The sequence below is a fragment of the Nioella sediminis genome (assembly GCF_001879695.1).
GTDB classification, from domain to species: domain Bacteria; phylum Pseudomonadota; class Alphaproteobacteria; order Rhodobacterales; family Rhodobacteraceae; genus Nioella; species Nioella sediminis.
Genome location: NZ_MNBL01000036.1, coordinates 1 through 14406, shown reverse-complemented (window position 1 = coordinate 14406; position 14406 = coordinate 1). Strand labels below are relative to the sequence as shown.

The following is a 14406-nucleotide window of genomic DNA, read 5'->3' as shown; positions in this document are numbered from 1 at the left end:
TTCCCGCTCAGTCACCGCCATGACCGACCATCTCAAGGGCCTTCTGATCACAACCTGCGGCGTCCTGCTGGTGGTGCCGGATTCGCTGTTCGTGCGGCTCATCGTGGCCGAGCCCACGGTGATCGTCTTCTGGCGCGGGCTGATCGCGGGGCTTCTGGTCGCCTCCGCCGTGCTGGCCTTCCAGGGCTTGAGCGGCTTTCGCGCCGTGTTGCGCACCGGCTGGCCGGGGGTGATCTATACCGTTCTGCTGGCCTCCACCGCGCCGGGCTTCGTCATGGCGGTGGCCCATACGAGCGTGGCGAATGTGGTGTTCATCCTCGCCTCCATGCCCATCTTCGCCGCCGTCTTCAGCCGGGTCTTTCTGGGCGAGCCGATCACGCGGCGGATGCTGTGGACGATCGCCGCCGTTCTGGCGGGGCTTGGGGTCATCGCCTATGGCTCGGGCGAGAACGAATTGGCGTCGTGGAAGGGCGATCTCTGGGCGCTCTACACCTCCGCCTCCTTCGCCGCCGCGCTGACGGCGGTGCGGCGGCTGCGCGAAACCTCGATGATCCCGGCGGTGCCGGTGGCCTATTTCCTGGCCGCACTGATGATGTCTTTCTTCGCCGATCCGATGACCAGCTTTCACACGGAATGGCCACTCTTCCTGGCCCATGGCGCCATTATCGGCGCCTCCTCCTGCCTTCTGGTGCTCGGCCCGCGCTACCTGAGTTCGGCTGAGGTGGCGCTGCTGATCCTGCTGGAATCGGTGCTCGCGCCGCTTCTGGTCTGGGCCGTGGTGGGGGAAGACCCGGGCATCTGGGCGATCTTCGGTGGTGCGGTGGTGATCGGGGCGCTTCTGGTCTCGAACCTCATTGCGCTCCGCCGCAGCCGCCGGGTGCCGGTGGCGCGCTGACGACGTATTGCCAGCGCGCGTCCATGTCGCCTATGCCGGGGCCATAATGGTCATGCCGACTGCTTCGGCCTTTTTCAGAACCGCAGGAATGTCAGGCTCGGACGGGGGCGGCAAATCGGTCTGTCCGTCTGGCAAAACCTCCCCGATGCCGGTGAAAAATGCCTCGTGCATGTGACCGGGGCTGTTCAGGATCAGAAGCCGCGCAGGCGTGTCACCCACGGCCTGGAAGGCATGCACAGCCCCATCGGGGATCGAGATGAAATCCCCCTCTGTGGCTAGAATTTCCGTGCCGTCGATCATAAAGCCGATCTGCCCGCCAAGGACGAAGAACCCTTCGGTTTCACCGGCGTGATGGTTGGGGGGTGCCCCGGCACCTGGCGGGACGGTGCATTCCACGAGACAGTATTTCCCGTCCACCTCGTCCGGGAAGGCGTGAAATTTCATCAGGATGTTCAAGACGTTATATGTCCGCGCACGATTGGTCATAAGAGATTTCCTTTGCGTGATTCCAACATGAATGATACAGTAATCCCATTATGAGACAAGAGTCTCATTTCGGGATCGGAAGGACCATGACCAGACACTCCCAGAGGGAACGCACGCGAAAGGCGATACTGGACGGCGCACGCCAGCTGTTGGCCGAGGGCGCGCCTGTCACCGTTGCGGCTGCGGCAGAGCGGCATGGCGTGTCAAAGGCCACGGCCTACCGCTACTTCTCGGACCCCGATATTCTCGTGTCGGAGGCAATGCTGGATATCGAGGTGAAATCCTATGAGGAGATCACGCGCGGAACTGCCAGCCTGCGGGACCGTCTACTTGCCATCAACCTCTATTTCCTCGATCTTGCGCTTGAAAATGAAATGGGGTTTCGCCAGTTCCTCGGGCGGACGCTGACGGTTTCAGCGTCGGGCACGGGCGACGTCCGCCGGGGCGCGCGCCGTATCAGCATGTACCGGCAGGCGCTGGCAGATGACGACGGCGGGCTGACGCGGCAAGATCAGGATGCGTTGGTTCGGGCCCTCGCGCCCGCGACCGGGATCGAGGCGATGACGGCCCTTCTGGATGTGGCCGGTGCGGGGCCAGAGCAGGCGCGGGAGGCGGTATCGATCATGACTCTGGCGATACTGGACCGGTTTCTGGGGTCCGTCGCTCGGGATGCCATTGGCTGAGCGCAGCCTATTCTGACCCCGCGCGCCATTCCTTCCAGCGAAGGTAGATATTCGCCCCGATGTCGGAAAAGGGCCGGGGTGGCAGGCGCGTCGGATCCGGCTCTGCCCGCAGCGCACGGGTGATGTCGCTCTCGTGCCCCAGGGCCATCTCCGCCGCCCCCATGCCGGTCAGCGTCCCCCGCGCGGTGCCAAGGCCGTTCTGGCAACAGGCGGCGTAGAGCCCTTCCTCCAGTTCCCCCGTCACCGACACGCTGTTCCGGCTGAGGCAGAGATGCCCCGCCCAGGTGAACTCCATTTCCATCCCGCGCAAGTCCGGGAAGCGATTGCCGAATTTCTGGTCATGGATGCGGCGGGCGCGTCTCAGGGCCGCGTCGCTTGCCACCATGCCGGGTTTGAAGCTCGCTGCCGTGCGGGTGATGATCCGGCTGCCGCCTTGCACACCGCTGATCTTGCGCATGGTGGTGCCCATGGGGTCGGACGGCGTCACGCCCCACCGATCCGCGCCCTTCACCGCGCCCTCGGGCAGGACCGGCGTCATCGAGGCGTAAAGGAAGATATGCATCAGCCTGCGCCGCGCAAAGCCGAAGCTTTCCAGCTGCCCGTTGTTGGCCATGATCACCTTGGGCGCGGTGACGGAGCCGTGTGCGGTGCTGACATGCCAGTCATTGCCGATCCGGGCGATGCCGGTGACGGGGCTGTTTTCGTGGATCAAAGCCTTGGCTTTCAGCCCCTCCGCCAGCCCCCGGATATATCCCGCCGGTTGCAGCATGACGGTGCCGGGCGTGTAGAGGCCCGAGAGGTAATAGGCGCTGCCGGTCAGGTCCTCCATCGCCTTGGCGTCGAGCATCTCCGATGCTTCCCCAAGCGTCGACAGATGGCGCGCATAGCTTTCGTTATGGGCATGACCCGCCGCGCTGGCCGCCCCGTTCACCTTGCCCACGGGGTCCGCGAAATCGCGGGGGATGGCGTATTCTTCGGCTGCCGACAGGGCAAAGCCGATGGCCTGCCGGTTCAGCGCTGTGACAGTCCGGTCATCGCCCGATCCGGCGTAGTCGTCGGAGGCCAGATCATGCGGCAGGTCGATCATGAAGCCGGAATTGCGGCCCGCCGCGCCTTCGGCCACGCGGCCTGCCTCCAGCACCACCACCTTCAGCGACGGGTCCAGTTGCAGAAGCCGCCGCGCGGCGGAAAGCCCCGCGAAGCCCGCCCCCACCACCGCCACATCTGCGGTGATGCTGTCCGAGAGGGGCACCGGGGCGGGCTGCCCCGGCAGGATGGTCGACCACGCCGCCGGCCCCTTGTGAACCGGCAGGCGCCGGGCGTGATATGCGCTCACTCCACCGCCTCATCCGCATCGTCAGAGAGGTCCAGCCAGATGGTTTTCAGCTGCGTATACTGGTCATGCGCGTGAATGCCGTTGTCGCGCCCGCCGAAGCCCGATTGCTTGAACCCGCCGAAGGGGGTGGTGGCATCGCCTTCACCGAAGCTGTTCACGGTGACGGTGCCCGCCCGCAGCATCCGCGCGCCGCGAATGGCGCGTTTGGCATTGGCGGTGAAGAGCGAGGCGCAGAGCCCGTAATCGGTGTCATTCGCCACGCGGATCGCCTGGTCGAAATTGTCCACGGCAATCACGGAAAGGACCGGGCCAAAGATTTCCTCGCGCGCCAGGACGTGGTCGTTGTCGAGCACCTCCACCACGGTCGCCTCAACGAAGCCCCCCTCGGCCTTGCCGCCGATCACGAAGCTTTCCGCCTTTTCCACATAGCCGCAGACCTTGTTGAAATGCGCCTCGCTGACCAGCGCCCCAAGCCGCGTTTCGGGGTCCAGCGGGTCGCCGGTGTTCCACTGTTTCGCGTGATGCGCGATGCGCTCCAGCAGCTCCGCCTTTACGTCCTTGTGGACGATCAGCCGCGAGGAGGCCGAGCAGTTCTCACCCATGTTCCAGAACGCGCCCTGCACGATATGCGCCGCCACCCGGTCGAGGTTTTCGGCGTCGTCCATCACGATGGCGGGGTTCTTGCCGCCCATTTCCAGCGTGATTTCCTTGGCGTTGGACTCGCCCGAATAGGTCAGGAACCGCTTGCCGGTGACGGTCGAGCCGGTGAAGGACACCGCGTCGATATCCATGTGCCGGCCAATGGGTTCGCCCACCTCCGGCCCGCTACCGGGAACGATGTTCAGCACACCGCGCGGCAGGCCCGCCTCACTCGCCAGTTCCGCGACGCGCAGCGCAGTCAGGCTGGTTTCCTCCGCCGGTTTCACAACCACCGAACAGCCTGCCGCCAGCGCCGGGCCGATCTTCCACGCCAGCATCAGAAGCGGGAAGTTCCACGGCAGGACGAGGCCCACGACGCCAATCGGTTCGCGAACCACCATGGCGATATGATCGTCGGAGGCGGGCGAAACCTGATCATAGATCTTGTCGATCGCCTCCGCGTGCCACTTGATGCAGTTGATCGTCTCGGGGATGTCCACCGTTTCGCAATCGTAGATCGGCTTGCCGCTGTCGAGGCTTTCCATCACCGCGAGTTCGCGGGCGTTCCGGGTCAGAAGCTTGGCGAAGCGGATCAGGATGCCCTTGCGCTCTGCCGGGTGCATCCGTGACCAGCGGCCATCGTCAAACGCCTCGCGCGCCTTTTCAACAGCGAAATCCACGTCCTCGGCACCGCAGGCGGCCACTTCGGTCAGGGTCTCACCCGTCGCCGGGTTCACGGTGGCAAAGGTCTTGCCCGAATTCGCCGGGCGGTAGGCGCCGTCGATATAGGCGGCATTGGGGAAGTCCATCTCGGCGGCCAGCGCCTTGTATTCGTCGCGTGTCAGCAGGTCCATGTCTCAGCCCTCCGCCTCAATTTGCGCAATGGTGCGCTTGAGCACGCCGACCACCTGTTCCAGCGCGCGCTTGTCGTCCTTGTTCAATCCCTTCAGCGGCGGGCGCATCGGCCCCGTGGTGATCCCGTTCAGGTCCACGCCGTATTTGATCGTCTGGATGAACTTGCCGCCCTGTTCCAGCACCCGCATCAACGGCATCATCGCCGACATGATCCGGCGGCCCTTATCGAAATTCCCCTCCACCGCGCAGGCGTTGTAGAGCGCGATATGCTCCTTCGGCAGGAAGTTCGATCCACCGCAGACCCAGAAACGGCTGCCCCATGCGAAGAACTCCAGCGCCTGATCGTCCATGCCACAGCCAAGCTGGATAAGGGGGTAGTCGCGGGCCAGCAGGTGCACCCGGTTGATGTCGCCAGAGCTTTCCTTGATGCCGCAGAAATTGCGGCTGCGCCCGACGCGGTCAAGGAATTCCTCGCCCATCATCGTGCCGGTACGGCCGGGGTAGTTGTAGAGCATCACGGGCAGGCCAGCCGCTTTGTCGATGGCCAGCGCATTCAGCGCGTTTTCGCGATCGGTCGGCACCGCGTAGGGGGGCGAGGCCAGCAGGATCGCATCGGCCCCCATCTGTTTCGCGCCGCTTGCCAGCGCGACGGAGTCAGGCGTCAGCATCGCGCCGGTGCCCACGACCAGCGGCAGGCGGCCTTTCATGCGGTCATGGGTGAAGCGGGCGATTTCCAGCCGTTCCTCGACCGTCTGCGCGTAGTTCTCGCCCGTTGAGCCGCCCGAAATCAGCCCGTGAACTCCGGCCTCGATCAGACTGTCGATCACATCGGCCAGAGCGTCCCAGTTGACGGAGTAGTCATCATGAAAGGGGGTCACGACGGGCGTGTAGATCCCCTCGAACCGGAAGATGGATGTCATGGGCCTCTCCTCAGGCAGTAACGGCGCGCGGTGGTGCGCCAAGCGGCAGGTCGAGCCCGCCCGGCATCACAAAGAGTTCGATGCGGTGGCGGGACAGGTTCCAATGATCAATCGCAAGCGCGGCGGCCTTGTCGGCATCGCCCGCCTCGATCGCTGCGATGATCTGGTCATGCTGGTCGGCGGCCTCGCCCACATTGCGGGCCATGGCCTCGTCCCGTGGACGGTAAAAGGTCATGGAGATCCGGGCATGGTCGATCAGCAGGCGCTGGAAGGAGGGCAGCAGATAGACATTGCCTGCCATCTCTCCGGTAATCTCATGAAAGCGGTTGTTCATCAGGGCCCGGTCGCGGGCCGATCCCTGTTGCAACACCTTGCGGAACCGCGCCTGCGTGGTCTTCAGCTTCTCGATCTGCGCGGGCGTCGCGTTTTCCGCCGCCAGCCGCAGGATCGCGCCATAGATCATCGGGGCGGCCAGGAAGAAATCGCGCAGGGTGGTGTGGGACATCTCGCTGACCCGCGCGCCACGGTTCTGGCGCAGATCGACATAGCCTTCCCCTGCCAACCGCCGCAGCACCTCCCGCAGGGGCGTGCGCGACAGGCCGAACTCCGCGCTCAGGCTCGCTTCATCCAGATCGGCGCCGGGCTGAAGCTCCAGCGTCAGGATCGCGGTTTTCAGGGCCTGATAGCAGGTATCCTTGGGGCTTGGGGTCGAATCGGGCATCGCGGTTTCCTTGGTTGCCCGGCTTGCGTAGCAAAGATCATGCGCAAATAAAATACATATTGCATACAAAACGTGTTCACGTCAAAACTGCGCTATCCTGAGGACATGACCATGCCACGCCCTGAACACTTCGCTTTCCTGTTGGTCGAGGATTTGACCCATATGGCGTTCGGCTGTGCCGTTGACCCCTTGCGCATTGCCAACCTGATCAGCGGCGAGACGCTCTATGAATGGACGCTGGTGTCAGAGAGCGGCTCGACCGTTGCGTGCTCCAACGGGATCGTCAGTCAAGTCGATTGCACGTTGGACGAACTGCCGTCGGTGGACCGCCTTTTCGTTCTGTCCGGTATCGGGGTGCAAGGCCGCGCGACCCGCAGTCTGATGAATGGAATTAGACGTCAGGCGCGTCGGGGGGTGAAAATCGGGGGTCTCTGTTCGGCCACATGGATTCTGGCGCGTGCGGGGATGCTGGACGGGCAACGCGCCGCGATCCACTGGGACTATCACGACGCCTTCATGGAAGAGTTTCCGGATGTGAACCTGCAGCGCAGCGTCTTCGTGGCGGATGAAAAGACTGTCACCTCTTCGGGCGGCACTGCAACCGCCGATCTGATGCTGCACCTGATAGAGGCCCGGCATGGCAATACGCTTGCCGCAGATGTTGCCGACCAGATGGTTTACAACACGGTTCGCAATGCAAGCGCGGAACAGCGCCTGTCCTTCCAGGCAAGGCACGGAATCCGGAACAGCCACCTCAGCCACGCCATTCGCCGAATGAATGAAACCGTGGAATTCCCGATCTCGCCAGCCGAGATCGCGGCGGAGATTGGAATATCGGTGCGGCAATTGGAACGACTATTCGGGCGCTACCTGAATTGTTCACCCAAGAAATACCAGGTTGATATCCGCCTTCAGAAGGCGCGGCACCTGCTTTTGCAAACCGAAATGCCTGTGACAGAGGTTGCGTTTGCTTGTGGATTCAAGAGCTCAGGCCATTTTGCACGAAGCTACAAGTCCCATTTCGGGGTGGCGCCGGGCAGCCAACGAGGCCGGATATCCTGAACTGTTGCATTGACCGCAACCAATCGAGACGTCAGAAACCTCTCGTTCCGGTTTGGCGTTGCATATGACCCTTTCGATATGGGGTGAACGCTTAATTCATAGATTTTTGTCGACCTGAAAATAAAACGACCCTATTAGAGAATGGCGGGTTGGGGATTGAATCTGCGAGATTGGTCAATTCTCTGCCCGGACTACTGGGGGCGGAAAAGAAATGAGAAACCAGAATGCGGCACCGCATTGGATCGCGGTGGATTCGTGTGCGGGCGGAATGCGGGCTTGGGCCATGGATCGGAATGGGTCGGTCCTTATGAAGGTCCGCTCGGCGCAAGGGTTGGCGCAGGTGGCCGTCGATGCTTTCGAGATCGTGCTGCTCAACCTGGTGCGTCCCTGGTTGATCCGCGAACAGACGCCGGTGATTGTCAGCGGGCTGCCAGGATACGCGCCGGAAACAATAGGGACGTCCCGCCGCCCGGCAGATGCCCCGATCAAGCCGGTCGCGACCTCTGACGACAGGTTTACCCTGCATGCGCTACCGGGCCTCGGGGCGGCAAAGGGTCCCGAAAAATCGCTGTCCCATCATGGTCTGATCCGCGGTATCGCTGCCGAAAAGCCAGCATTCAATGGCGCGATCTGCATCCCCGATTTGCAGACGCAATGGGTGCAGATCCATGCAGGAGAGGTCCGCAAGGCGCAGCTTTTCATGACGTTGGAGCTGTTCGGTCTGCTGGCCCCGCAGGGGGAGCGGACAGGTGTCATGTCCGAACCCGCTCTGGACGTGGGTGTTTTTCATGGCGCGGTCTCAGAGGCCCTGCACCAGCCTGAAATGGCGGCGCAACGGCTGTTGTCCGCCCGGTCCGACAGTGACCCAGCCAAGGCGCGGCTGAAGGGGGTGCTGATCGGTATGGAACTGGCCAGCGCCAGGGCAGCGTGGGAGGGGAAACAGGTCATGATCGTCAATTCGTCCCCCTGGTCGTCTCTCTATGAACAGGCCCTGTCCGGGCAGGATGCTGCGGTCCTGACCTGCGACTCGGACACAATGACGCTTGCGGGGCTGAAACACGCCTATCGGAGCCTTTGCGAAACTTTCGCCTAGCTGCGCCTCTGGCCAGACTGAAAGCCGCACAGAGCATGGCTTGAACCTTCTCTGCGCGCGTGCATCACTGCGCGCGACTTCAGCGTGGGGGAACGGGAATGACACGGGTCGTGATCAATGGGTTCGGGCGGATCGGCCGGTCGGTTCTGCGCGCCTGGCTGACCTCCGACTCGTGGCACGGGGTCGAGGTGGTCGGCGTCAATGACATCGCGCCGCTGGAAACCTGTGCCTACCTGTTTGAATTCGACAGCGTCTTCGGCCCGTTCCCGGGCGGGGTGACGACGGAGCAGGGGGCGCTGATCGCAGCCGGGCGGCGAATTCCCTTCACACAGCAGCGGGATCTGGGCGCACTGGACCTTGCGGGCGTCGATGTGCTGATGGAATGCACTGGCCGCGCCAAGGACCGGGCGATTGCGGAACAGGGATTGGAGGCAGGGGCTACGCGGGTGCTGGTGTCCGGCCCGTCACCGGACGCGGATCTGACCGTGGTTCTGGGGGCCAATGACGCGCGGCTGAGCGCGGATCACAGGATCGTGTCAAACGCTTCCTGCACCACCAACGCACTGGCGCCCCTGGCGCGGGTTCTGGACGATGCCTATGGGCTGGAAACCGCGCTGATGACGACGGTGCATTGCTATACCGGCAGCCAGCCGACAGTGGATATGCCCATGGCGAACCCGGCCCGCAGCCGCGCCGCAGCGCTGTCGATGGTGCCCACAACGACGAGCGCCGAGCAGTTGGTCGATATCGTGCTGCCGCATCTGGCGGGCCGCATCACCGGCTCGGCGGTTCGGGTGCCGACGGCCAGCGTGTCTTGCGTGGATATGGCCGTCATCACCCGCGCCCGGCCAAGTGCCGATGAGGCCCGCGCGCTTCTGGCCTCATCGGGGGGCGTGATTGGATATACCGACAGGCCGCTTGTGTCGTCAGACCTGCGGCAAAGGCCCGAGTCCCTGATCGTGGCGGGGCCAGAGATCAAACGGTCGAAAGGCGGCATGCTGCGCGTCTTCGGCTGGTACGACAATGAATGGGGATTTTCCTGCCGGATGCTCGACGTGGCCCGGCGGATGGGCAGTTTCGCCTGAGATGGGAGAGAGAAGATGAGCTACACGACCTGGCTGCGCGAAGGCAATTTCATTGATGGTCAGTGGGTTGGGGCCGATAGTGGCGCCACGATCGACGTCACAAACCCGGCCACGGGCGAGGTGATCGGCACCATCCCGAATGCGGGCGACGCGGAAACCAAACGCGCCATTGCCGCTGCCGAGGCCGCCTTCCCCGGCTTCGCGGCGATGGACCTGATGAGCCGCATTGGCCTGTTGTGGAAGCTGCACGATGCGCTGATGGACAATCAGAAAGACCTGGCCGAATTGCTGACCGTCGAGATGGGCAAACCGCTGGCCGAGGCCATGGGCGAGATTGCCATCGGCGCGCAATATGTCCGCTGGTTTGCGGAAGAAGCGCGCCGTGCGAAGGGGGAAATCGTGCCGGCAGGGGTGAATGGCCGTCGCATCCTCGTGACCCATCATCCCGTTGGTGTGGTGGGCATGATCACACCGTGGAACTTCCCCTCGTCGATGCTGGCGCGCAAGATCGGCCCGGCGCTGGCCGTGGGCTGTACGGTGGTGGCGAAACCTGCGACGGCGACTCCTTATTCGGGGCTGGCCTGGGCCGCGCTGGCCGAAGAGGTGGGTTTCCCCAAGGGCGTCGTGAACGTGGTCACCGGATCTGCCCGCAAGATCGCAGGTGCGATGATGGAAAGCCCGGTGGTGCGCAAGGTGACCTTCACCGGATCGACCGAAGTGGGCAAGGAGCTGATCCGCCAAAGCGCTGATACCGTTAAGAAAGTCTCGATGGAACTGGGTGGCAACGCGCCGTTCATCGTGTTCGACGATGCCGATCTCGACAAGGCGGTCGAGGGGGCGATGGTCTCAAAATTCCGCAACGCGGGCCAGACCTGCGTCTGCGCGAATCGCATGTATGTGCAGTCTGGCGTCTATGACGCCTTCGTCGCCAAACTGGTGGAGAAAACCGCCGCGCTCAAGGTCGGCAACGGTCTGGAACCCGGTGTCGAGCAGGGGCCGATGATCGACGTGGATGCCGTTGAAAAGGTTGAGGAATTCATCGCCGACGCCACGGCGAAGGGCGGTGAGATCGCAACCGGCGGCGCGCGTCATGGCAATGGTGGCAGCTTCTTCGCGCCGACGGTGATCAGGAATGCCACGCAGGATATGATGTTCGCGAAGGAGGAGATTTTCGGGCCGTTGGCACCGGTGTTCAAGTTCGAGACCGAGGAAGAGGCGATCATCATGGCCAACGACACCGAATACGGTCTGGCCTGCTACGCCTATACCTCTGATCTTGCCCGGGCTTTCCGGCTGAACGAGGGGCTGCAATACGGGATGATCGGGATCAACTCGGGCCTGATCACCACCGTGGAAGCGCCCTTTGGCGGGGTGAAGGAAAGCGGCATGGGCAAGGAGGGCGGCAGCCAGGGGCTGACCGATTATCTCGATACCAAATACGTCTGCATCGACGGGATCTGACCAAAGGCGCGCGGCGCGGAGCGCCGCCCCGCGATCCCGAAAACAGGGGGGTGCCATGCGTACACCCCCTGTGCACCCCCTGTACACCCGCCGTGCATACGGATGGCGGTTTCGCCGCCTGCGGCGTCGACCCGGGGGCGGCCCTCGTCAAGCCCCTTCGGGGCCCTCCTCGGGCCGTGTTGCCACGGGATATCGGCGCCCGGTCTGGCTTGGATGCGGGAGGTGCCTTACTCTCCGTAGGGCACCCAGATCGTCTTGACCTCCGTCGCTGCCCGCAGGAACGCCTTGCCCTCGCCAGCGGCCCCGAACCAGTCCGGGTTGCGCCCGTTGTTGACCCAGGTCCGTTTCAGCGACCCGGCGCTGCCCTTCTCCACCACGCCCGAGATATCGGCGGACGAGAAACTCCAGACCGCCTCCACGTCCATATGGGCGGCGAGCGGCTTTGCCAGGTCCGCATGCGATCCGGTCAGGATGTTCACCACGCCCCCCGGCACGTCCGAGGTGTCGAGCACCTGGTAGAGATCCGTTGCGCTGAGGGGCGCGCTTTCGCCCGCGACCAGCACCATGCGGTTGCCCATGGCCATCGCGGGCGCCAGCAGCGAGACCGGGCCAAGCAAGGGCGCGTCTTCCGGGCAGAAGGCCCCGATCACGCCCACGGGCTCGTTCATGGCCAGCGCCACGCCCCGGATCGGAACGGATTTGGCCGCGCCGTCGAACTTGTCGGCCCAGGCCGCGTAGCTGAAGAGCCGCGACAGCGCGATCTCCACCTCCTCGCGGGCCGACGCCGCGCTTCGCCCGGTCTGTGCCCGGATACGGTCGGCGAATTCATTCCCCCGCGCGCCCAGGTTCTCGGCCAGGTAATAGAGGATCTGCGCCCGAAGGTGCCCGGTGGTCTTGCCCCACCCGGCGGCCTTTTGCGCAGCTTCCACCGCGTTGCGGATATCCTTGCGGTTCGCGATCCCCACATGGCCCAGAAGCGCACCACGCGGCCCGTGAATGGCGCGCGAATAGCCGCCATCGGGCCGGGCCTGCTTGCCGCCGACATAGAATTTCGCGGTGCGGTCGATGCCGTCGAAATCCGGCTCGCCCGGCGCGTGGACCTTCGCGGGCTTCACCGGCTTTCCAACCTCATCAGGCTTGAGATAGGCCAGCAGCCCCTCCCACCCGCCTTCGCGCCCGAAACCGCTTTCGCGCACCCCGCCGAAGCCCGCCGCCGCGTCGAAAAGGTTGGTGGCATTGACCCAGACCACCCCCGCCGCCAGCTTGGGGGCCACGTCGAGCGCGAGGTTCACATTCTCGGTCCAGAGTGTCGCCGCCAGCCCGTAACGGGTGTTGTTGGCCATCGCCACCGCCTCACCCGGCGTCCGGAAGGTAGAGGACACCAGCACGGGGCCGAAGATTTCCTCCTGCATCAGCCGGTCCGCAGGCTCCAGCCCGGTGATCAGGGTGGGCGAGTAGAAGCAGCCCGTCGAGGGCATGTCGATCGGCGCGTGAAAGGTCTGTCCGGCGGTGTTCTCGCTCACCATCCGGCTGATCTGCGCATGCTGCACCGGGTCCACCACCGCGCCGATGTCTATGCATTTGTCCAGCGGATCGCCTGCGCGCAGATTGGCCATCCGGGCCTTCAACCGGGCATGGAAATCTTCCGCGATGTTTTCTTGTACAAGAAGGCGACTCCCCGCGCAGCAGACCTGCCCCTGATTGAACCAGATCGCATCGACCAGCCCCTCTATGGCGCTGTCGATATCGGCGTCGTCGAAGACGATATAGGGCGACTTGCCACCCAGTTCGAGCGTCAGCGCCTTGCCGCTGCCCGCCGTCGCCTCGCGGATCTTCCGGCCCACCTCGGTCGAGCCGGTAAAGGCCACTTTGGCAATGCCGGGATGCTCGACCAGTGCCGCGCCCGTCGCGCCGTCGCCGGTCACGATATTGACGACGCCCTTGGGCAGCCCCGCCTCGCGGCAGATATCGGCGAAGAGAAGCGCGGTGAGAGAGGTGTATTCCGCGGGCTTCAGCACCACCGTGTTGCCCGCCGCCAGCGCGGGTGCGACCTTCCATGCCAGCATCAGCAGCGGGAAGTTCCACGGGATCACCTGCCCGCAGACGCCGAGCGGCTGGTGGCCCGGCAATTCGCTATCGCGCAGCTGCGCCAGACCGGCGTGATAATAGAAATGCCGCTGCGCGAGGGGGATATCTATGTCGCGGCTCTCGCGGATCGGCTTGCCGTTATCCATCGTCTCCAGCACGGCGAACAGGCGGCTGTGCTTCTGCAAGAGCCGGGCGAGCGCATAGAGATGCCGGGCGCGTCGGTGGCCGGACAGCTTGGACCAGCGGGGGAAGGCGCGGGCGGCGGCGTCGACGGCGGCGTTCACATCGGCTTGCGTGCCTTGCATGACCTGCGCCAGTTCCTCGCCCGTGGCGGGGTTCTTGGTGGCGAAGGTCTCGCCCGGTGCCGTGAATGCCCCGTTGATGAACTGGCCGAACCGGCCCTCATGCTTGGCGATCCACGCGCGGGCTTCGGAGGCGTCTTCCATCGCAGGGCCGTATTCCATGGTCTCGAAAATCTCGGGGATGGTCATCTTGTGCAATCTCCGTTCACGCCATCGCGTGCCGCCAGTTGGCGGAATAGGCCCCGGTCACGTGGTGTTCCAGCTGCCGCTCGATATCGCCCAGAAGGGACGAGGCTCCAAAGCGGAAGAGGTCGGGGCGTAGCCAGCGGTCGCCCAGTTCCTCTTTCATCAGCGAGAGATACACCAGCGAGTCCTTCGCCTTCGAAATCCCGCCTGCGGGTTTGTAGCCGACGCGATACCCCGTTGCCTGTTGATAGGCCCGGATCGCGCGGATCATCACGAGGCTTACGGGCAGGGTGGCATTGACGCTTTCCTTGCCGGTGGAGGTCTTGATGAAATCCGCCCCCGCCATCATGCAGACGAGCGATGCCCGCGCGACGTTGCGCAAAGTGCCCAACTCACCCGTCGCCAGGATCGCCTTCACATGCGCCTCGCCACAGGCTTCGCGGAAATCCTTCATCTCATCATAAAGCGCCTGCCAATTGCCGGTCAGCACATGGCGGCGGGAAATCACGATGTCGATCTCCTCGGCACCTGCCTTGACGCTTTCCTCGATCTCCTTCACCCGCAGGTGATAGGGCGACAGCCCCGCCGGGAAGC

13 protein-coding genes are annotated in these 14406 nt (G+C 64.0%); 6 read left to right on the top strand and 7 right to left on the bottom strand.

The features are described from left to right. Positions 1-19 precede the first annotated feature (19 nt). Entirely contained in the window at positions 20-895 is an 876-nt protein-coding gene (locus BKY26_RS04495; protein ID WP_071689210.1) for a DMT family transporter, read from the top strand. Positions 896-925: 30 nt separating this feature from the next. Here BKY26_RS04495 and BKY26_RS04490 read toward each other — a convergent pair whose 3' ends face one another. Then, positions 926-1339: a cupin domain-containing protein gene (locus BKY26_RS04490; RefSeq protein WP_245764425.1), complete on the bottom strand. Its 414-nt coding sequence runs from the start codon at positions 1337-1339 to the stop codon at positions 926-928. Between the two features lie 128 nt (positions 1340-1467). On the opposite strand from BKY26_RS04490, the gene BKY26_RS04485 reads away from it, so the two are divergent. Then, positions 1468-2064 carry a TetR/AcrR family transcriptional regulator gene (locus BKY26_RS04485; protein ID WP_071689208.1) on the top strand — a complete coding sequence of 199 codons (597 nt, stop codon included), beginning with the start codon at positions 1468-1470 and terminating at the stop codon, positions 2062-2064. 7 nt (positions 2065-2071) lie between these two features. Here BKY26_RS04485 and BKY26_RS04480 read toward each other — a convergent pair whose 3' ends face one another. From BKY26_RS04480 to BKY26_RS04465, 4 genes are read right to left on the bottom strand one after another with little or no spacing between them, the layout of a single operon-like run. Then, positions 2072-3400 (bottom strand): NAD(P)/FAD-dependent oxidoreductase, encoded by a 1329-nt coding sequence (locus BKY26_RS04480; protein WP_071689207.1) that lies wholly within the window; start codon positions 3398-3400, stop codon positions 2072-2074. After that, a complete protein-coding gene (locus tag BKY26_RS04475; protein WP_071689206.1) occupies positions 3397-4893 on the bottom strand; it encodes an aldehyde dehydrogenase in 1497 nt (498 codons plus the stop codon). Before BKY26_RS04475 ends, BKY26_RS04480 begins: the two co-directional genes overlap by 4 nt. A 3-nt stretch (positions 4894-4896) precedes the next feature. Further along, positions 4897-5814, bottom strand: a complete 918-nt coding sequence (locus tag BKY26_RS04470) for a dihydrodipicolinate synthase family protein (RefSeq protein ID WP_071689205.1) — start codon at positions 5812-5814, stop codon at positions 4897-4899. A 10-nt stretch (positions 5815-5824) separates the two neighbouring features. Beyond that, positions 5825-6535 carry a GntR family transcriptional regulator gene (locus tag BKY26_RS04465; RefSeq protein ID WP_071689204.1) on the bottom strand — a complete coding sequence of 237 codons (711 nt, stop codon included), beginning with the start codon at positions 6533-6535 and terminating at the stop codon, positions 5825-5827. A gap of 111 nt (positions 6536-6646) precedes the next feature. On the opposite strand from BKY26_RS04465, the gene BKY26_RS04460 reads away from it, so the two are divergent. The 4 genes from BKY26_RS04460 to BKY26_RS04445 all read left to right on the top strand — a co-directional run bounded on the left by BKY26_RS04460 (position 6647) and on the right by BKY26_RS04445 (position 11236). Further along, positions 6647-7597, top strand: a complete 951-nt coding sequence (locus BKY26_RS04460) for a GlxA family transcriptional regulator (RefSeq protein ID WP_071689203.1) — start codon at positions 6647-6649, stop codon at positions 7595-7597. Between the two features lie 211 nt (positions 7598-7808). Then, positions 7809-8690 carry a 2-dehydro-3-deoxygalactonokinase gene (locus BKY26_RS04455; protein WP_071689202.1) on the top strand — a complete coding sequence of 294 codons (882 nt, stop codon included), beginning with the start codon at positions 7809-7811 and terminating at the stop codon, positions 8688-8690. A 98-nt stretch (positions 8691-8788) separates the two neighbouring features. Beyond that, on the top strand, positions 8789-9775 hold the full coding sequence (locus BKY26_RS04450) for a type I glyceraldehyde-3-phosphate dehydrogenase (RefSeq protein ID WP_071689201.1): 987 nt from the start codon (positions 8789-8791) through the stop codon (positions 9773-9775). Between the two features lie 15 nt (positions 9776-9790). Then, complete coding sequence (locus BKY26_RS04445; protein ID WP_071689200.1) at positions 9791-11236, top strand: NAD-dependent succinate-semialdehyde dehydrogenase; 1446 nt, start codon at positions 9791-9793, stop codon at positions 11234-11236. 227 nt (positions 11237-11463) lie between these two features. Here BKY26_RS04445 and BKY26_RS04440 read toward each other — a convergent pair whose 3' ends face one another. Continuing rightward, positions 11464-13815 carry an aldehyde dehydrogenase family protein gene (locus tag BKY26_RS04440; protein ID WP_071689199.1) on the bottom strand — a complete coding sequence of 784 codons (2352 nt, stop codon included), beginning with the start codon at positions 13813-13815 and terminating at the stop codon, positions 11464-11466. Positions 13816-13831: 16 nt separating this feature from the next. Beyond that, positions 13832-14406: 2-deoxyribose-5-phosphate aldolase (gene deoC / locus BKY26_RS04435; protein ID WP_425434466.1), on the bottom strand; the 575-nt coding region annotated here is incomplete at its 5' end.